Here is an 18,592-nt window from a genome sequence, read left to right as displayed (position 1 = left end):
CGGTGTGCCGCGCGAGGAAAGACGTCCATGACCCGCAAGACCCTCAAGGTCGCCCTCCTCCAGGAAACCGATCGTGGCAGCCGCGACGCCAACCTCGATGCCATCGAGTCCGGCCTGCGCGATGCCGCGAAGGCCGGCGCGGAACTGGTGCTGTTGCAGGAACTGCACAACGGCCCGTACTTCTGCCAGCGTGAGAGCGTCGAGGTGTTCGATCTCGCCGAGACCATTCCCGGACCGGGCACCGATCGCATCGGCAAGCTCGCCGAGGAACTCAAGCTCGTGGTCGTCGCCTCGATCTTCGAGAAGCGCGCCACCGGCCTGTACCACAACACGGCCGTGGTCTTCGACCGCTCGCGCGAGATCGCCGGCAAGTACCGCAAGATGCACATTCCCGACGATCCGGCGTTCTATGAGAAGTTCTATTTCACGCCGGGCGATCTTGGTTTCGATCCCATCCAGACCTCGGTCGGCAAGCTCGGCGTGCTCGTGTGCTGGGACCAGTGGTACCCCGAAGCCGCGCGCCTGATGGCACTGGCCGGTGCCGACCTGCTGTTCTATCCCACTGCGATCGGCTGGGATCCGAACGATTCCGATGAGGAGAAAGCCCGCCAGCGCGAGGCATGGATCACGGTGCAACGCGGCCACGCCGTCGCCAACGGTCTTCCCCTGCTCTCGTGCAATCGCACTGGTTACGAGGCCGATCCCTCCAACGTCGGCAGCGGTATCCAGTTCTGGGGTTCGAGCTTCGTCGCCGGCCCGCAGGGTGAGTTCCTCGCCCAGGCCGGTACCGACGGGCGCGAATTGCTGGTCTGCGATGTCGACATGGAACGCAGCGAACACGTGCGCCGCATCTGGCCGTTCCTGCGTGACCGCCGTATCGATGCCTACGGCGATCTCACCAAGCGCTTCCGCGACTGACCCCACCCCAAGGACCACCCCGCGAATGATTCCGGCCGAGTACGACGTCACCCTGCCCACCGCCCTGGAAGGCCAACCCATCGAGCGCATGACGCGCGACGGCGTCGAGTACGTCATCCTCGGCACGGCGCACGTGTCGCGCGCCAGCGTGCAGGCCGTGGATGCCTTGCTGGAGACCGAGCACTTCGACGCCGTGGCGGTGGAGCTTTGCCCGAGCCGCGCGCACGGCATCCGCGATCCGGAAGCATTCAAGCAGATGGACCTGTTCCAGGTCATCCGCCAGGGCAAGGCAGGCATGGTCGCGGCCAGCCTGGTGCTGGGTTCGTTCCAGAAGCGCCTCGCCGCGCAGTACGGCATCGAACCCGGCGCCGAGATGAAGGCCGCGATGGATGGCGCCGACGCGCGCGGCGTTCCGGTGTGGCTGGTCGACCGCGAGGTGGGCACGACGCTCAAGCGGGCATGGCGCAGCGTGGGCTTCTTCCAGCGCTTCGGGTTGATGGCCGGCATGCTCGGCAGCGTGTTCGAGCGCGAGGAGATCGCCGAGGCCGACATCGAGAAGCTGAAGCAGGCCGACCTGCTCGAAAGTGCCTTCAGCGAATTCGCCAGCGGCTCCGCCCCCCTCTACCGCGCACTGATCGCCGAACGCGACGAGTTCATGGCGGCGAAGCTACGCGAGAACGGCGCCTCGATGGATCCCTCGGCTCCCAGCCGCAAGGTGCTGGTGGTGATCGGCGCCGGGCACCTCAAGGGCATGAGCGCGCAACTGGCGGACCAGCACGGGGATGCGCGGGCGCTGGCCGACGATCTCGCCGTGACGCCGCCCGCCTCGAACTGGCCGAAGGTTCTTGCCGTCGCCCTGGTGCTGGCGATTTTCGCCGCGATCGGCTACGCCTTCTACCGCAGCCCGAGCCTGGGCGTGGACGCGCTGAAGAACTGGATCCTGCTCACCGGCGGCCTCTCGGCGCTGGGCGCGCTGATCGCCGGCGCCCATCCGCTGTCCATCATCGCCGCCTTCGTCGCCGCGCCCCTGAAACCCTTTCGGCCCGGCATTCCCTCCGGCGCGGTCAGCGCCATGGCCGAAGCCTGGGTGCGCAAGCCCCGCGTGCTGGACTTCGAACACCTGCGCGACGACATCACCCACTGGACCGGTTGGTGGAAGAACCGCGTGGCGCGCACCCTGCTCAATTTCTTCCTGGTGAGCATCGGCACCATCGCCGGTGAATACATCGCGGGTATCCACATCATCCGCAGCCTGTTCTGACGGCGATCTCCCGGCCCGAGTTGTCCGCCGTCGCGGCACGCCTCTATACTTCGACGGCTATTCAACCCCCGGCCCCGCCCGGCACCCAGGGAACACTTAATGAAGCGTCTGCATCTGGTTGGACTGATCGCTGTAGCTCTGTGCGCCGCATCCGCCGCGCATGCCGAAGGGGACAAGGCCAAGGGTCGCACACTCGTCTACACCTGCAACGGCTGCCATGGCGTGCCGGGCTATGCCAACGCGTACCCCGAGTACCACGTGCCGCATATCGCCGGCCAGAACGAGCAGTACATCGTCAACGCCCTTAAGGCCTACAAGAGCGGCGAGCGCAAGCACCCGACGATGGGCGCCCAGGCGCAAAGCATGTCCGACCAGGAAATCGCGGATATCGCCGCCTACCTTTCCAGTCTCGCCAAGTAAGCCGCCGAGGACGAACGATGATCCGTGGGTTTTCCCTGATTGCCATCGGCGCGTTCCTTGCGCTGGCCGCCACCCAGACTTTCGCCGCCGGTGACCCGGCGCGCGGCAAGACCAAGATCGCCACCTGCGTGGCCTGCCACGGCCAGGATGGCAACGCCGTCGACCCGCAGTACCCGCGCCTTGCCGGCCAATACGCCGATTACCTCGCGCAGGCCCTGCATGAGTACAAGGATGGCCGCCGCGACAACGCCATCATGAAGGGCTTCGCCGCCACGCTGTCCGACCAGGACATCGACGACGTCTCGGCCTACTTCGCCACGATGCCGACCAAACTGCAGGGTCTCGAGCACCACATCCAGGGCGAATGACCGCCCTGGTGTCTTATCCGGCCGTGCGGGCGAAGTAGGGCTTTTCGCCCGTCTCGTGGTCGGTGGCGTCGCGCACCTCGGTGATTTCGGGGATACGCTCGCGCAGGGTCTTCTCCACCCCATTCTTCAGTGTCACGTCGACCATCCCGCAACCGTGGCAACCGCCACCGAAGCGCAGCACGACCACGCCCTCGGCCGTCACCTCCACCAGCGAGATACGGCCGCCATGCGAGGCGATCTGCGGCGCGATTTCCGACTCGAGAACGAACTGCACACGCTCGACGAGCCCGGCACCCTCGCCCGGCGCTTCGCCCTTGATCCTCGGTGCGCGGATGTTGAGCTGACTACCCGTGGGGGTGGTCTCGTAGTCGATGTTGGCCGGGTCGAGCCAGCGCATGCTCTCGCCGTCGACGTACAGGTTGAAGCCCTCGCACTCGACCGTCCATTCGTCGCCGGTGAGCTCCGAGGCGCCACAGAATTCCAGTTCGCACTGCGCGGAAGGCGTGCCCGCCGCGACCACGCGCAAGCGTATGCCGAGGCCCTCGTCACCTTGCTGGGCCAGCAGGCGCTGGAAATGGGCCTGCGCGCGTTCGGAAATGTCGATCATGATGGCTCCGGGGTAATCAGCACCATTTTAGTACGCTTTCGAGTTGGGCGCCGTCTTTTGACAATTCAATCGCCAGCGCGGACGCTTCGCGCTTTCTCAGGATGGATGGATACACCATGACCCTCTCCCCGCTCGCCACCCAGCACTGCCAGCCGCGCAAGGGCGCTGAGCACGCGCTCGACAGCGCCGCCATCGACGGCCACCTGGCAAGCCTGCCCGGCTGGAAGGTCACCGCTGGCGGCAAGGCCATCGTCAAGGACTTCCGTTTCCCCGACTTCCACCACACGCTCGGCTTCATCAATGCGGTGGGCTTCATGGCCAACCAGGAAGACCATCATCCGGACCTCGAAGCGGGTTATGGCCATTGCCAGGTGTTGTGGTCCACTCACGATGTCGGCGGCCTCTCCCTGAACGACTTCATCTGCGCCGCGCGGGTCGAGGCCCTGCTGGACCGCTGACATGCATCGGGGCAGTGCCCGTTGGGCGGTCCTGGCGAGTGCGATCCTGACGATCGCCTCGCTCTTCGCCTTGCCGCGATTCGCGGCAACCGTTGTGCGGGCAGCGATCGAAAGCGAAAGCGCGGCCGATCGGGACGCCTTCGCCGCGGGTGGGTCGCCCTGGTCGTGGCGCTTTCGTGAGCGGGACGACGTGGTCGCCGGCCGCGCGTTCGGTGCCGGACGTCTCGAACCCGCCCCTGGCGGACTGGCCTTCAGCGCCACGGATGGTTCCGCCATGGAGATCGGCCTGCCCCTGACCCGGCCCGCGGACGTGACGCGGCTAGACCGGTTGTGGCTTCGCGCGGAAGCCTCTGCGCCTGGCAACTACGCCTGGGTGGCACGGGAAACGCTGAGCGGCCCGATTCGGCGCGCCGCGCTCGGCACATTGGCCGCCGGTAAACTGCCTTCCTTTCTTCGACTGGACCGTCTGGACTGGACCGACGCGGCGGGACGGCCAGCCGCGCCGCCTACCCGCGCAGCCATGTTGCGCCTGGAGGTGAGGCTTCCCGCGGCGGCCACGTTCACGCTGCACGAGGCTTCTCTGGTGGCGGAAACTGGCCCGATCCAGTCGCCGGTTGGCGCCCTTCCCTCCAGGCTGTCGGCCGAAGGGCTGCTCGCATGGCGCGACCATGCCCGCGCGGCCGACCCACTGGTGACATTCGGTTCGGAGACGGCAGCCGGCCCCGCGCAAGCGGGGCTGCCCTGGTTGCCGCCCTTGGTCTACCTGCTCGTGCTCGGCGCCTTCGGGGGATCGGTCCTGCGACGGCACCTGCGTCAGCCGGTTGTGGCGGCGAGTGCCGCGCGGGATCTGATCGACGCCGGGCTCGTCCTCGTCGGCCCGCTCTGGTTCATCGCAGGGCTGGGGCTTTCGGATCGTCCGGACCCGATCGGCGTCACGATGTTCATGGCGGGCGCGTCCTACGCCTTCTTTCTCCATGCCACCGGCGTGCTCCCGCGCTGGCATTGGCTCGGCACGTGGCGCGCCGCCGGCTGGCCGCTGCTGGCGGTACCGGCAGCCCTCTGCGTCGTCGTGTTTTTCGGTCACGCCCCTTCGTGGCCGCCACTGGGGCGCGTGGCCGTATACGTCGGCTGGGCCCTGTTCCAGCAATGGCTGATGCTGGCGGTCGTCGGGGCCTTGTTGGAACGGGCGCTGCCCCGCCCGCTGGCCCTCTTGCTCACCGCCCTGGCCTTCGCCCTGCTGCATACCCCCAATGGCCTGCTGATGCAGCTGTGCTTCGTGGCCGAATTCGGCTGGGCCTGGTGGTACTTCCACCGTCGCGCCTTGCTGCCCGTGGCGTTGGCGCACGCGCTCAGCGCGGTACTCCTCCAGGCCGGCCTGGCCGGCGGCCTGCTCCGATCGCTGGAAGTCAGCGCGAGATTCCTGGGCTGAGTTGGTGGGAGCCGACCCTGTCGGCGATGGGTGCTTGCCTAAACCTTGCCCGCTGCCGCGGGATCGCCGACAAGGTCGGCTCCCACCAGGTCGGCTGCCACTGATAGGCGTCAGCCGCGCAGATTGTCCAGGAACGCCTTGAGATCGTCGGGCAATGGGGCGGAAAAGTCGTAGTTCTTGCCGCCAAGGTCGAAGCTCATCCGTGCCGCGTGCAGGAACATCCGCTTGAGTCCCTTGGCGCGGAAGCGCTTGTTCGCCTCTTCGTCGCCATACTTCGGGTCGCCAGCCAGCGGGTGGCCCGCATACTGGGCATGCACGCGGATCTGGTGGGTGCGGCCGGTACCGAGCGTGGCCTGCATCAGCCGGGCGCCCGGGTACTGCTCCAGTTCCTGGAAGAACGTGAGCGACGGCTTGCCGGCGTCATCCACGCGGACCATGCGCTCACCGCCATGCATCACCGACTTGAGCAGGGGGGCGTTGACATCGAATTTCGCCTTGCGCGGCGTGCCGGTCATGAGACAGAGGTACTGCTTGGTCACCTCGTTGTCCCGGATGAGCGCCTGCAGGCCGGTCAGGCCCGGACGGGAACGCGCCAGCACCAGCACGCCGCTGGTGTCGCGGTCCAGCCGGTGGACGAGTTCCAGATGTTCGTTCGGCCGGGCCGCCCGCAGCAATTCGATGGCTCCGTGGCTCACCCCGCTGCCGCCATGGGCGGCGATACCCACGGGCTTGTCGATCACCAGGAAGTGCTTGTCCTCGAAAATGACCGAATCGGCGACCGCCCGGACCATGCCCGAAGGAGCGACGCTTTCATCGCGCTCGGCCACGCGAACCGGTGGAATTCGCAGCATATCGCCAAGGGCGAGGCGGGTCTCGGGCTTGGCGCGCTTGCCGTTGATCCGCACCTGGCCGGTTCTCAGCAGGCGGTAGACCAGGCTGCGCGGAACTCCCTTGAGCAGGGTCATCAGGGCGTTGTCCACGCGCTGACCGTCCCTCTCGGGACCGATTTCGACCTGGCGCACACCTTGGCCGCCGTCGAGGGAAGTTACCGTCTGCATTGATAAAACTCGAAATTGATAGGATACTCGGCGGGCGCCAGGCTCCGCTGAAGACTCATCTCTCGCGGGGTGCCAGTACCGCCGCGTAAGGCGAGTGTCGCGCCATTCCGTCCGAGGGGTCGGAGGGCGAGGACACCCTACATCGTAGCGGTTCGGGTTGCGGTTGTCCGGCTAATCCGTAAGGACGCGGACCGGTTGCAAGGCGCTTATTCACGAATCACGCCGGGTCCAGGTATCGGTCCCGGATCCCATGCCGCTTGAAGCCTCACCGCTGCGGCGCGATCCCCGGCAGGCCGCCACATGGGCGCCACCGCGGCGCGCGGCCGCGCGGCAAGGCCGAGGAACCCACAATGAAGCGTATGTTGATCAACGCGACTCAGCGCGAAGAGTTGCGTGTGGCCATCGTCGATGGTCAAAACCTGTACGACCTGGACATCGAGATCCCGTCCCGGGAGCAAAAAAAGGCCAATATCTATAAAGGCCGCATCACCCGCGTCGAACCCTCCCTCGAAGCCTGCTTCGTCGACTATGGCGCCGAACGCCATGGTTTCCTTCCCCTGAAGGAAATCGCCCGCGAGTATTTCAATCCGAACGCGGAAGGTAAGTCGAACATTCGCGAGCTCCTCAAGGAAGGCCAGGAAATCATCGTCCAGGTCGAGAAGGAAGAGCGTGGCAACAAGGGTGCCGCCCTCACCACCTTCATCAGCCTCGCCGGCCGTTACATGGTGCTGATGCCGAACAATCCCCGTGCCGGAGGCGTTTCGCGCCGTATCGAGGGTGAAGACCGGCAGGCGCTCAAGGAGGCCATGGAGCACCTGTCGGTGCCCGACGACATGGGCCTCATCGTGCGCACCGCCGGCATGGGACGCGACGCCGAGGAACTCCAGTGGGACCTCGACTACCTGCTGCAGCTGTGGAAGTCGATCTCGGCCGCCGCGAATTCCCAGAAGGCTCCCTTCCTGATCTACCAGGAATCGAAGCTGTTCATCCGCGCCCTTCGCGATTACCTGCGCAACGACATCGGCGAGATCCTCATCGACGAGGAGTCGCTGTTCAACGACGCCCGCGACTTCGTCCAGCAGGTGATGCCCAACAACCTGCGCAAGCTCAAGCTCTACCAGGACCCGACCCCGCTCTTCTCGCGGTACCAGATCGAGACCCAGATCGAGAGCATCTTCGAGCGCAATGTCCGCCTTCCCTCGGGCGGTTCCATCGTCATCGACCAGACCGAAGCCCTCACCGCCATCGACATCAATTCCTCGAAGGCGACCAAGGGCAGCGATATCGAGGAAACGGCGTTCAACACCAACCTCGAAGCCGCCACCGAGATCGCCCGCCAGCTGCGCATCCGCGACGCCGGCGGCCTGATCGTCATCGACTTCATCGACATGGACAGCCCGCGCCACCAGCGCGAGGTCGAAGAGCGCCTCAAGGAGGCTCTCAAGGCCGACCGTGCGCGTGTCCAGATCGGCCGCATCTCCCGCTTCGGCCTGCTGGAGATGTCCCGCCAGCGCCTGCGTCCGAGCCTCGGCGAAGCGACCCAGATCGTCTGTCCGCGTTGCGAGGGCCACGGCCACATCCGCAGCGTGGAGTCGCTGGCGCTTTCCACCCTGCGCCTGATCGAAGAACACGCGATGAAGGAGAACACCGGGCAGGTTCTGGTGCAGGCACCGGCCACGGTCGCCAACTTCATGCTCAACGAGAAGCGCGCCAGCATCGTCGAGATCGAACTGCGCCACAGCGTGCACGTGGTCGTGGTCGCCGACGAGAAGCTGGAAACCCCGCACCTGGAGATCACCCGTATCCGCGAGGCGGACATGGGCGAGCACAGCAAGCCCAGCTACGAGAGGACCACGCCGATCGCGGCCGCGGCCCTGCCCAAGATGGGCCAGGCCCTCGGCAGCGGCGAGCAACCGCTGGTGACGGGCGTGGTTCCGAGCACGCCCGCTCCGTTGCGCGATGACGACACCGACGATGTCGTGGCCGCACCGGCGCCAGCCAGCCGTGCGCCCGTTCCATCGGCGCCGTCCGGCGGCTTCTTCTCCCGTCTGTTCGGCAGCCTCTTCGGTGGCGGCGCGGCAGCGGCGCCCGCACCGGCGCCCGCACCGGCCCGTCGCGAGGACTCCCGCCAGGGCGGCCGAAGCGACCGCGGCCCACGTCGTGACGATCGCCGTGGCAACGAAGGACGCGGCGGCCGGGGCGAGCCGCGCCAGTCGCAGGGTCAGCGCAAGGACAGCAACCAAGCCAGGAACCCGCAGCCGAAGTCGGGCGGCAAGCCACAGCAAGGCCGCGGCGAGCCGCGCCAGGGCGAAGAAAAGCAGGCACGCCAGAAGGATGCCCAGCAGGGGCGTCAGGGCCGTCAGGAGCAGGCTGCTCAAGGCGCCGAGAATGGCCGTCGCCAGCAACAGCCGCGAGGCGAACGCAAGCCGCAGGGCGACAACACCGACAAGGCCGTGACGGCGGCCGCAGCCGCGACCGTAGCCCAGGCGACGGCGTCGGCCGCACCACGCGCTCCCGCGGAAAGGCCCGCCGCACCGGTTGCCAAGGACGACGAAAAACTGATCCAGGCGGCCACCGACGCGCCGGTGAGCGACATCGAAGCCTCGGTCGCCGCGGACGCCAGCGCGCCTCAGGGCGAAGGCGCGAAGGAAACGGAAGGCGGCCAGCGCCGCCGTCGCGGCCGCCGTGGTGGCCGCCGTCGCCGTCGCCAGGAAGACGGTAGCCAGGCCGGTGCCATCGAAGGCGGCAGCAACGCCGAAGATCTGGACGACGAGGACGGTGACGACGCGTCCCCGGTCGAATCCGGCCGCACCGAAACCGCGCGTGCCGAGACCGCACGTCCGAGCGCCAGCGTTCCGCCGATGCTCGACACCGCCGAAGCCGCCGAGAATGCCTTCGCGGTAGAAGCGCCAGTGCATACCGGCTCGCACCCGGCCGAGGTCGATCTGGCCGATGAGGACAGCGTACCGTCCGCATTGACCCTGCCCTCGCTGCCGAAGCTTCCGCCCATTCCGGGCCATGCCCCCGTATCCGCACCAACCGTGCATGCCCCGACGGAAGCCGCTAGCCCGGCCGATTCGGCGCAGACCCGCACCACGGAACGTCGCCAGACCGAATCGGATGCGCCGCTCAAGAGCGCCCCCGTGACGGGCTCGGCGCCGGTCCCGGCCGCCGCGCCGATTCCCCAGGCACTGGCGACCATCGATGAGACCGTCATCGAACCGGACGCCCCTACCCGGCCGGCATCCGTGCTCGACGCGCCCGCTCGCGGCATCCTCCCCGAAACAACGGAAGTGGTACCGACACAGGCCCATCCCGAAGCCGTCCGCGACGAAGATGCCCCTGCGGAAGAAGCTGAGAACCCGCCGGTTGCATCCCCGGCCGGTGACGCCCCGTCCAAGGCGGAAAGCGCGCCGATGCCGAAGCCTAAATCGGCCGAAGCATCGAACGTGTCGCCGGTATCACACACGCCGCCCGCACCGACGGCAAAGCCTGCGTGGACACCGCCGCCCGCCCAGGGCGACCTGCTGACCCGTCCGCGCCAGGAGCCACAGGACGACAGTTCCCACGGCGGATAGTGAAGAATGAGCGGGAAGGCCCCGGCCTTCCCGCTGGAATAAAAAACGCCGGGCATTGCCCGGCGTTTTTTTGCATCAATCCATGAACAGCGTCAGCTGCCCACCTGGTGATTGTGCGTGTCCAGCAAGCCGTGCACGGTCATCAAGTGCGCCAGGCCGACGACATGTTCGACATGCAGTTTCTCCATGAGACGCTGCTTATAGGTCGAGACGGTTTTCGGACTCAGGTTTAGTCTTTCGCCGATCGAGGTCAGCGGCATCCCGCGAACGAGCATCATCGACACCTCCATCTCGCGCGTCGATAGCGTGTCGAACGGCGAATCCGAGCCGTCGAGCGTGGCAAGTGCCAGCTGCTGGGCCACCGTGGGGGCGAGATAGCGCCGGCCCGAGGCTACCTGACGCACGGCACTGAGCAATTCCTCGGACGAGCATCCCTTGGTGAGATAACCAAGTGCCCCGGCGTCCAGCAGTCGCTTGGGGAAACGCGCGTCATCGACCACGGTGAGGATGACGATGTTCGTGCGAAGCTTCGCGCGAATCACGCGCTCGGTCAGCTCCACGCCGCTCATGCCTGGCATATGGACATCGACGAGCGCGATATCGGGTGATTGGGAGCGGATGAGGCGCAGGCCTTCCTCGGCCGAACCCGCTTCTCCCCTGATCCGGAGATCGGCCTGCTGCTGCAGGATCATCCGGAACCCGGTCCTGACCAACTCGTGGTCGTCGACCAAAACAACGTTAATCATGTAATGCCCTCCCTGGGCCGACTGTACTTCTGTGCGCGCGTATCGGCCGCGCGCGCCTGCGAATGCATACAATGCCAGATGTGCAGGCGAGACAACCAGCGTGCACGTATGATCCGGCCGTCGCTCCGCCGCCTGTAGCGGTATCCGCCTTGGCATGTGAGGTGACATGGCCTGATGATCGTGTCATCGTCAGGCGCAGCTGCTGGTAGGTGAATGCCTCAGCACGATTTCGGCAGCGTTGCCCGACGACACCGGAAGGTGTGCCACATACGGAATCGCGGAGGCCACAGACGAGGCACTCCGTCCATCCAAGGACCCAGCAAGGACACCTCACTCATGGAAGACCGGACTTACCTCCTCGGAAAACTCGCGGCCCTGGAATCCGCCCTGGAAGCGGCTATCTCGACCCATCCGGAACCGGCCGTACTGGTGGCCGCGCTGGCGGAAGCCATGTCCCGTTACACGCCGGAGCGGCGTCCGCGAAATGTCCGCTCCTTCGCCGAAGGATGGATGGCGATCGTGACACCTTTATTGACCGAGCAGGCCAGCCGTTCGCACGCATCGACCCGCGCCGGCCTCACGGCACCCCCTGTCACAGCCGCCGGGCCCAAGCGCAGGGCCCACTGAGGGCACCGACACGTTACTCACATGGTTCGCACGCATCCGTCAGCATGAAGGCGCCAAGGTGGAGCCTCCCGATGAAGGAGACGCCCATGGCCAATGAGAAAAATCGCCCACCGCAACAACCGGGACAGGACCAACCGCCGGACCGGCGGGGGCCTACTGAACGACCGCGCACGGATTCCTCGGGCGATCCCGTGGACGACGGCGGCGAGGACAATCACCGGGGGAAGTAGCTCTCCCCCTGGCGCGGGACATCCAGGTCGCCGGCCTCGACGTCGGCGCGTGAAGGGACCCAGGTCGCATGCACGGCTCCGGAGGTGGCAGGCCGATCTATAATGGTCTCGTAAACGCCGTTACCGCCATGCCAAAGACACTCAACGACAGCCTTCCCTGGATCGCCATCGCGCTGGCGATCGCCGTGGGCACCGCTTATTTCGCCACGCGCCCGCAGCCGGAAACCTTCGAAACCTGCATGGCCCGCCTTGCGCGGCCCAATGACGGCGAGGCGGATCGCGCGCTTACCCGTGCCGCTTGCGCGGAAAAACCGGGCGCACCATCGAAATCGTCTGCATCGCGTTGAACCCGGCAAAGCGCCGGGTCAGAAATGCACCGGGATCCAGCTTCCCGAGATGCGCTCCTTCAGCACTTGCACCGCCCTGCCCCGGCCCTTCATGGCGGCGGCCTGGTTGAGGGCGAATTCCACGGCCAGCCCCTCCGTGCGGAACAGGTGCTTGTGCGCTCCCGGCAACAGGACGGTCCACGTCCTTTCGTTGATGGGCGGGAAGAACACGAAGATGCGCAATGGCCGATCCGAAATGTCCATCATCGGCGGCGCCGGAGTTCGGCGCGTACGTCGCCCGGCACCTGTCCTACACGCTTTACCGCATCGCGGAGCGACTGCTCCGACACACCTAGGGAACGCACCCACCAGTTGACCTCGGTCCTCGACTCGAGATCGATTTTCGTGGCATCGGCAGGCCGCGTGCTGCGTTTCATCATTTCCATTGCCCTTCCCCGCTAAAGGCCACCATTGACACCTCGCCCGTTACCCCCGCGTGACGAAAAAAAGGGGTTACCTGGCGATATTGCTTACATGCGCATAACAACCCAAGGCGCATGGTGGGACACCCTCCCTCACATCGAGGGGCCTAGTCACCCAACCGGACAAGTCATGCCCACGCAGAAGCCACCGGCGCGTTTTCCGAATGGCGCGCCCGCCGACCGTTCGTCGGCAGCGTTCGTCTCTTACGTCTATTCCCATGAGCGTCGCGGCAAGCTTCCCGAGACACCGCGCGAGCCGGCCAAACGCCGGACGGGAAAACAGCCCTAACAGTAACAGGTAAGTGCATGAGCTTCGCCCCCCGTCGATCGCTGCCCGGACCTTGCCAGGTCACCGCGCATGCGGTCGACGAGGCATGCAAGGAGTTGGGCTACGCGCTCGACATCCTCTATGCCGCCGAGGCGGAATGGAACGAGCGGATGCCACGATCGGCCGGCGACATGCGAATGGCCGACCTGAGGCACACCTGCCGTTATCTCGAGGACATAGCGCCGTATCGCGGCGTGGCTGAAGCGATCACCCTTCTTTGGCGGGCGCAGCGCCGGCTCAGGGCGATGCGCGATGCCGACTATGTCGACATCGCGGAGGCCTGCACACTGCTGCAGCGGATCTCAGACGCTTCGGAATGGTCACGGCCGGCGGTTCTGTTCGCCGGACGCTGCCATTGCCTGCTTCCGGCATGGCCGGCCAGCTTGACCGCCCACCGGCTTACCGCTGACATGTAGTCGCGGAAGCCCCGAGCCACGCCGGCAAGACCCGGGGTGCCACGACGATGCGATCCAGGTCCGGCGCCGGTGCATCGGCATTGCCGAGTCCGATGGTGTTGGTCCCCGCCTTGAGCGACACATCGAGCACCTTGGCCACGGGATCGTCGAAACTGCTGCCATCGAGATCCAGCCTGATGGGAGCCTGCCCGTTGATGACCAGGTAGAGCGTGCGCGGCCCCTTGGTAGCGTAGTCGATCTCCAGCTGGTAGCTGCCCGACGTGGGCACGGTCACGGCCGGGAAGGTCACGGAGTTCGCGGATCCGACACCGATATTGCCCGCCTTCGCCAGCCCCGAGAAATAATTGCTGAAGCCCGCGGTCACGGTACCGCCAAGGACCGCGGCCTCCGCTTCGTAGGTGGACGAAGCGGGAAGCGCGGCGTCGCCGGTCCCACCGACGACGATGCGATCCAGGTCGGGTGGGTAGCTGGCCGCGTTACCGAAACGAATGCGGTTGAATCCCTTGCGCAAGCATACCGGCAGCGTACTTTGCGACGGCAGTTGGAAACTGCCACCCCCCGAATTGAAGGTCTGGAATGGCCCGTCGTTAACCTGGTACAGATACGAGCGAAGGCCGAGCGTGAGCGAGTCGACCCGCATGAGATAGGCGCCATCCCGTGGTGCATAGACGTGATCGAAGCTCACCGCGTTGCCCGCCCCGAGTCCCAGGCCGCCGACCTTCACATCGCCCGAGCAACCGGCGCACGCCGCCGGCGCTGCCGTGCCGGCGAGGGTGGCGGCCTCGGCTTCGTAATTCGTGGACGGGCCGGGCGTCATATGCCCCGGCAACGCTTCGACCAGCAACAGCTGCGTGCCATGCCCGGGGAGTTCAACACGGTAGCTGCCCGATGATGGACCCTGCTCCTGGTGACGCCAGAGATCGCGCACGCGCCGGGCACCGGTCAGTCCCAACACGCGCCAAGGCAACTCGACGACCGCGCGCGTCGCATTCATGTTGAACAAGGCGACATGGTAGCGGCCGCCGCCCAGGTCGCTCACCCATACGGGCAAGTCGCCACCAATGACCTGCACGGCGGGCTTGCCGGACTGGTCCACCGCGATGACCTCGTCGTTGCCGGCCAACTGCTTGCCGGTTTCATCGAGCTTCGTAAGGTCGCCCCCCAGGTACAGGGGTGCGTTCGCCATCGCCCAGAGCGTGACGGCCGAGCGTTTCTCGTCCACCGTCAGCCCGTCCTCGTCACCGTCGCCGATGTCGAGTGAATCGAGGTCGTTCCAGCCTTTCGACGGACCAGCCACATCCTGCCATCCCGGCAGGTCGCGAAAACGTTTCTCGATGCGCGGCCAGTTGGTGAGCGTGGCGCAGCGGCTTTCGCATTCCACGTCGTCGTCGATGCGGCGTGCATTGGAATAGGCCTGCCACACGTCCTGGTAATCCTTGTCCACCGCCCAGGAGACGGTGAGCCAGATGGGGCGGCCACTGCGTGAGATCGCCTTCGACCATGCCGCGACGTCGTCGCGGTTGTCGATGCTCAGGTCGTCGCTATAGGAACCCGGCGTGACACCGTCGAGCTTGATGAAATCCACGCCCCACGAGGCGAAAAGCGCCACCACCGAATCGATGTATTCCTGCGCGCCGGCTTTGCTGAAATCGATCTTGTAGTGGTACGGCGATTCACCCGGCGCGCCGAACGCGTTGCCGGCGCGATGCGGCAATGCCAGGATGTCCTGTATGTGATATGGCGTGCCGAGGATCGGCGAGTTGGCCTGTACCGCCGGCTCTTCCACACCGGGGATCCAGTAGATGCCCGCCTTTTGTCCATGACCGTGGATGTGATCGATCATTGCCTTGATGTCGGGGAAGGTCCGCGGATCGGGTGTGGGACGACCGTTGGCGTCGAACCCACCCTGCCAACCGGAATCCAGGTTGATGTAGGTGTACCCGTGCGCCTGCAAGCCGGACGTGGCGAGCGCATCCGATTGCGCGACCATGTTGGCTTGGGTGAGGAATGCCGGATCGATGGTCTGCTGGCTGAAACTGCTCCATCCGAGGTAAGGCCTCTGCCCCACGCCATTGACCTGCGCCGATGCCACACTGGCAAGCGTCATCAGTCCGCACGCAAGCGCCAGACGGGAAACTGCCGGAACCGAACCATTCATCGCGTGACTCCTTGGTGGGAAGCTGTGCCTTCGCGCTCGAACACCACGCCGGCGGCCTGCAAGTCGCCCTTCATCACGAGGTCGATGCCGCGCTGCATCCAGTACGCGCCACTGGCCACGTCCGGCGTACCGGGGGCGACCTTGCCGTATACGACGCGGAAGCGATAACGTGCCTTCACGTCGAGCCCCCGCAAGTGCAGGGTCGGGAAGGGACGGGCTTCTTCACCCTGACGCTGGAATGCGAACAGCACCGCCTGTGCACCGTCGTCGGCCACCGACTCCGTGGCCGACCACGGCGCGCGTTCCTGTGGCGATAGCAGGCGGTACAGCGAGCCCCGTTGCACCGTGACGCGGATCTTCTTGTACTCGGCGACATAGCCCCGCGCCGTCGCCTCTTCCGCGGGGGTCCAGTCCAGCAGGTTCGCACCGATGCCGAGTCCGCCTTGCATCGACGACAGGAAACGGAAATCCAGCGAGCTGACGCGATTGTTCACCCAGTTCGGCGAGCCCGTGACCCACGCCATCATCGTTGCGGGCGCATAGGCGTAAGTGAAGCCGTCCTGGATGGACAGGCGATCGGAGGGATCGGTGTTGTCCGAAGGCCACACTTCATCCGTCAGCGCCATGATGCCCAGGTCCACGCGCGCACCCCCTCCGGAACACGATTCGATCTCGACTTTCGGATGGCGTGCGCGCAACTGGCGCAGGATGTCGTACAGGTTGCGCACGTAGGCCACATAGACCTTCTGCTGTTCGGCGGGTGACATCTGCGGCCAGCCCGGTTCGGACCAGTTGCGGTTGTAATCCCATTTCAGGAACTGGATATCGTTCTCGCTGAGCAGGCGGTCGAGCACGTCGAGCAGATGCGCCTTCACGTCCTCGCGCGCGAGATTGAGCACGAGCTGGTGACGCCCTTCACTGCGGTCCCGGCCCGGGAAGTTGAGCACCCAATCGGGATGCGCGCGGTAGAGGTCGCTGTCGCGGTTGACCATCTCCGGCTCGACCCACAGGCCAAAGCTCATGCCGAGCCCATGCACCTTGTCGATCAACGGCTTCAGGCCATGGGGAAACTTGCGACGGTTGACCACCCAGTCGCCGAGGCCGGCGTGGTCGTTGTCGCGCGCGCCGAACCAACCGTCGTCCACGACGAAACGTTCCACACCCAGCGCCGCGGCTTTCTCGGCGAGACGCTCTTGCCCCGGCTCGTCCACCTTGAACTCGGTGGCCTCCCAGGAGTTGTACAGCACCGGGCGTAGCGCCGCGTGGGCACCGCCAGGCAAGATGCGATCACGCTCGAACCGGTGCAGGAGCCGCGAAGCTTCGCCGATGCCGTCGCCGGTGTAGCCGGCATAGAAGACCGGCGTATCCAGCACCTCGCCCGGCTTCAGCCGATAGGCGAAGTCGAACGGGTTGTAGCCACCGACGACGCGAACCTGGCCGAGGATGTCCTCGTCGACGCGGATACTCCATGAACCGCTCCAGGCCAACGCACCGAACCATACGTCGCCGTGTTCTTCGTTCCATTCGCTGCCGCGGCCAATCGCGAACCAGGGGTTGTTCTCGTCGCCCGTGCTACCGCGGCGGCTATCGAGGACGGTGGCGCCTGGCGTGATGGGCCGTGTCTGCAGATGCCATTCCCCCGCCCATGTGCCGGTGAGATAGCGCAACGAGTAGTCATCGGCGCGGGGCAGGTTCCACGTGGCCGACGCGGCGGCGTCGATCGTGAGCGCCTGCTTTCCCGCGTTCTCGATGTGGGCCGAGCGACCGATGATGCCGGTCGCGGTGTCGGCGGTGTAATCGAGGGTCACCGCCACGCCCGCCTGTGCGTCACGCAGCACGATCGACAGATGGTCTCCATCGACGCGGTAGCTGTCGTAGCGAAGCACCACGTCACGGTTGCCGTCGTCGAGGCGGATCTTCAGTGCGGGGGTGGCCGTCATCGCACCACCCCAACCGGCGTATTCCTGTGGCGTAAGCGCCCCGACGGGGTCGAACGACGAGCGTTCAGGCGCCGCGACGGCAGGACCGAGCGGATCGTCCGCCGGCAGCCGTGCGCCCCAATAGATCGTCTGCAACATGCCGTCGGCGTTCACGCCCATCGCATAGGTGACGCCACCGGCGTCCAGTCTGAAGACGCGGTGCGCGGCATCGTAGCGTGGCGATGCCGTGCGTTCCGGCGCCCCCTTGGCGGTGACGCCGACCGGAGCGGCGAGCAGGCTTGCCGCGAGCAACATGGCAAGGCGGATCGTGCGGGCTCGTAACTTCAACGGTGCGACCTCCCTTCCTTTCGACTATCCAAAGCCTCCGCGCGAAAGGCGAAGGCACGTTCAAGGGTCTCACCTGACGCCAGGTCGGTCATACCGTTGGCGACGGGGCCGCCTGGCAGGTGCACGGCATTGATCGGATGATCCACGGGTTCCAGGCAAAAAAAGTCGTCGCCCGCCGGGACATAGAGAACGTAGCCATCGACTTCCGCCTCGACAAGCAGGCGCAGCGCAAGCGCTGGCCACTCGATGGTGGCCTGCCCCCGCCATCCATCGAAAGCATGGTTCAGCCCACCTGCCGGCAGCTCACGGTCCGACGAAAAATCCCACTCGGGCGGTACCGGCGCACGCCGGACCGGCAACGGATCGCACCCGTCGTTCAGCCAGACCCAACTGGCAGGCGCGCGCAACCGGACGCCGCCGTGCAGGGGAAAGAACGGATGCAGGCCGACACCGAACGGTAGCGCGAAGCTTCCCGTGTTGGTGACCCGCAGCCCCACCCTCAACGTGTCTTCCTCGAGCCGGTACTCGAGGTCCGCTCGATAGGAGTACGCATCGGCGGAGACCTCGTCCAGCGTCAGCAGGGCCCTGTCGGCCTCCCGCCTGACGACCGACCACGCCCGTTGCCAACCGCTTCCGTGGATCGGATAAGGATCGTCCTCGCGGTTGAGCGTCAGCGCGACACGCCGCCCCCCATGAAAAAAACCGCCGTGGGCAATGCGATTGCTCCACGGCAGGAGGGGGTAACAGGCGAGACGGTTCGGCTCGTAGCGGCCGGGCGACACTTCCGGCGATCCGTCGCAAGGCCGCATCAACGGCAACTCCCGGCCTTGCCCAAGCCAATCGAAGCGGGCGATGGCGCCGCCTGCGGAAGGAAGCAGGCAAACGCTCAACCGGCCGTTGCACAGCTGCAACATG

19 protein-coding genes are annotated in these 18,592 nt (G+C 66.1%); 11 read left to right on the top strand and 8 right to left on the bottom strand.

The genetic code is table 11. The annotated features are described in order from the left end of the window. The first annotated feature begins 27 nt into the window (after positions 1–27). The 4 genes from J2T07_RS12980 to J2T07_RS12965 all read left to right on the top strand — a co-directional run bounded on the left by J2T07_RS12980 (position 28) and on the right by J2T07_RS12965 (position 2,967). Positions 28–918 (top strand): carbon-nitrogen hydrolase, encoded by an 891-nt coding sequence (locus J2T07_RS12980; RefSeq protein ID WP_306850503.1) that lies wholly within the window; start codon positions 28–30, stop codon positions 916–918. Positions 919–943: 25 nt separating this feature from the next. Continuing rightward, positions 944–2,179 carry a TraB/GumN family protein gene (locus tag J2T07_RS12975; protein ID WP_306850502.1) on the top strand — a complete coding sequence of 412 codons (1,236 nt, stop codon included), beginning with the start codon at positions 944–946 and terminating at the stop codon, positions 2,177–2,179. A 99-nt stretch (positions 2,180–2,278) separates the two neighbouring features. Continuing rightward, on the top strand, positions 2,279–2,599 hold the full coding sequence (locus J2T07_RS12970; protein ID WP_306850501.1) for a c-type cytochrome: 321 nt from the start codon (positions 2,279–2,281) through the stop codon (positions 2,597–2,599). A 17-nt stretch (positions 2,600–2,616) separates the two neighbouring features. After that, positions 2,617–2,967 (top strand): c-type cytochrome, encoded by a 351-nt coding sequence (locus J2T07_RS12965; protein ID WP_306850500.1) that lies wholly within the window; start codon positions 2,617–2,619, stop codon positions 2,965–2,967. Between the two features lie 13 nt (positions 2,968–2,980). On the opposite strand, the gene J2T07_RS12960 is transcribed toward J2T07_RS12965, so the two are convergent. Further along, the gene (locus J2T07_RS12960) at positions 2,981–3,574 is read right to left on the bottom strand and encodes an NfuA family Fe-S biogenesis protein (protein ID WP_306850499.1); all 594 of its coding nucleotides are present in this window, start codon (positions 3,572–3,574) and stop codon (positions 2,981–2,983) included. Positions 3,575–3,690: 116 nt separating this feature from the next. Between J2T07_RS12960 and J2T07_RS12955 the strand changes: the two genes are divergently transcribed. Next, complete coding sequence (locus tag J2T07_RS12955; RefSeq protein WP_306850498.1) at positions 3,691–4,032, top strand: 4a-hydroxytetrahydrobiopterin dehydratase; 342 nt, start codon at positions 3,691–3,693, stop codon at positions 4,030–4,032. Between the two features lies 1 nt (position 4,033). Continuing rightward, the gene (locus J2T07_RS12950) at positions 4,034–5,461 is read left to right on the top strand and encodes a CPBP family glutamic-type intramembrane protease (protein WP_306850497.1); all 1,428 of its coding nucleotides are present in this window, start codon (positions 4,034–4,036) and stop codon (positions 5,459–5,461) included. A gap of 110 nt (positions 5,462–5,571) precedes the next feature. Here J2T07_RS12950 and J2T07_RS12945 read toward each other — a convergent pair whose 3' ends face one another. Then, positions 5,572–6,519, bottom strand: coding sequence for an RluA family pseudouridine synthase (locus tag J2T07_RS12945; RefSeq protein ID WP_306850496.1), 948 nt, complete (start codon positions 6,517–6,519; stop codon positions 5,572–5,574). 350 nt (positions 6,520–6,869) lie between these two features. Here J2T07_RS12945 and J2T07_RS12940 point away from each other — a divergent pair, with 350 nt between their 5' ends. Further along, the gene (locus J2T07_RS12940) at positions 6,870–10,097 is read left to right on the top strand and encodes an Rne/Rng family ribonuclease (RefSeq protein WP_306850495.1); all 3,228 of its coding nucleotides are present in this window, start codon (positions 6,870–6,872) and stop codon (positions 10,095–10,097) included. 92 nt (positions 10,098–10,189) lie between these two features. Here J2T07_RS12940 and J2T07_RS12935 read toward each other — a convergent pair whose 3' ends face one another. Beyond that, positions 10,190–10,843 (bottom strand): response regulator, encoded by a 654-nt coding sequence (locus J2T07_RS12935; protein ID WP_306850494.1) that lies wholly within the window; start codon positions 10,841–10,843, stop codon positions 10,190–10,192. Between the two features lie 336 nt (positions 10,844–11,179). Here J2T07_RS12935 and J2T07_RS12930 point away from each other — a divergent pair, with 336 nt between their 5' ends. Then, positions 11,180–11,470 carry a hypothetical protein gene (locus J2T07_RS12930; RefSeq protein WP_306850493.1) on the top strand — a complete coding sequence of 97 codons (291 nt, stop codon included), beginning with the start codon at positions 11,180–11,182 and terminating at the stop codon, positions 11,468–11,470. A 358-nt stretch (positions 11,471–11,828) separates the two neighbouring features. Beyond that, positions 11,829–12,047 (top strand): hypothetical protein, encoded by a 219-nt coding sequence (locus J2T07_RS12925; RefSeq protein ID WP_306850492.1) that lies wholly within the window; start codon positions 11,829–11,831, stop codon positions 12,045–12,047. An 18-nt stretch (positions 12,048–12,065) separates the two neighbouring features. On the opposite strand, the gene J2T07_RS12920 is transcribed toward J2T07_RS12925, so the two are convergent. Beyond that, positions 12,066–12,293, bottom strand: coding sequence for a hypothetical protein (locus J2T07_RS12920; protein ID WP_306850491.1), 228 nt, complete (start codon positions 12,291–12,293; stop codon positions 12,066–12,068). Next, positions 12,290–12,463 carry a DUF3606 domain-containing protein gene (locus J2T07_RS19170; protein WP_430539364.1) on the bottom strand — a complete coding sequence of 58 codons (174 nt, stop codon included), beginning with the start codon at positions 12,461–12,463 and terminating at the stop codon, positions 12,290–12,292. The genes J2T07_RS12920 and J2T07_RS19170 overlap by 4 nt, the downstream gene beginning before the upstream one ends. Positions 12,464–12,638: 175 nt before the next feature. Here J2T07_RS19170 and J2T07_RS12915 point away from each other — a divergent pair, with 175 nt between their 5' ends. Together J2T07_RS12915 and J2T07_RS12910 are read left to right on the top strand one after the other, a co-directional pair. Beyond that, positions 12,639–12,797 (top strand): hypothetical protein, encoded by a 159-nt coding sequence (locus tag J2T07_RS12915; RefSeq protein WP_306850490.1) that lies wholly within the window; start codon positions 12,639–12,641, stop codon positions 12,795–12,797. A gap of 17 nt (positions 12,798–12,814) precedes the next feature. After that, positions 12,815–13,252: a hypothetical protein gene (locus tag J2T07_RS12910; RefSeq protein ID WP_306850489.1), complete on the top strand. Its 438-nt coding sequence runs from the start codon at positions 12,815–12,817 to the stop codon at positions 13,250–13,252. On the opposite strand, the gene J2T07_RS12905 is transcribed toward J2T07_RS12910, so the two are convergent. Genes J2T07_RS12905 through J2T07_RS12895 form a run of 3 tightly spaced genes read right to left on the bottom strand, consistent with a single transcriptional unit; the run spans position 13,236 to position 18,591 of the window. Further along, positions 13,236–15,410, bottom strand: coding sequence for a CBM35 domain-containing protein (locus tag J2T07_RS12905; protein ID WP_306850488.1), 2,175 nt, complete (start codon positions 15,408–15,410; stop codon positions 13,236–13,238). The two genes, J2T07_RS12910 and J2T07_RS12905, sit on opposite strands and share 17 nt — an antisense overlap. Continuing rightward, entirely contained in the window at positions 15,407–17,677 is a 2,271-nt protein-coding gene (locus J2T07_RS12900; RefSeq protein WP_306850487.1) for an alpha-galactosidase, read from the bottom strand. Before J2T07_RS12900 ends, J2T07_RS12905 begins: the two co-directional genes overlap by 4 nt. Next, positions 17,674–18,591, bottom strand: coding sequence for an aldose 1-epimerase (locus J2T07_RS12895; protein WP_306850486.1), 918 nt, complete (start codon positions 18,589–18,591; stop codon positions 17,674–17,676). The genes J2T07_RS12900 and J2T07_RS12895 overlap by 4 nt, the downstream gene beginning before the upstream one ends. Position 18,592 lies beyond the last annotated feature (1 nt).

The organism is Luteibacter jiangsuensis (genome assembly GCF_030812295.1).
GTDB lineage: Bacteria > Pseudomonadota > Gammaproteobacteria > Xanthomonadales > Rhodanobacteraceae > Luteibacter > Luteibacter jiangsuensis_A.
Note: the sequence above shows the minus strand (reverse complement) of the source record. Positions and strands in the feature narration are given on the sequence as shown.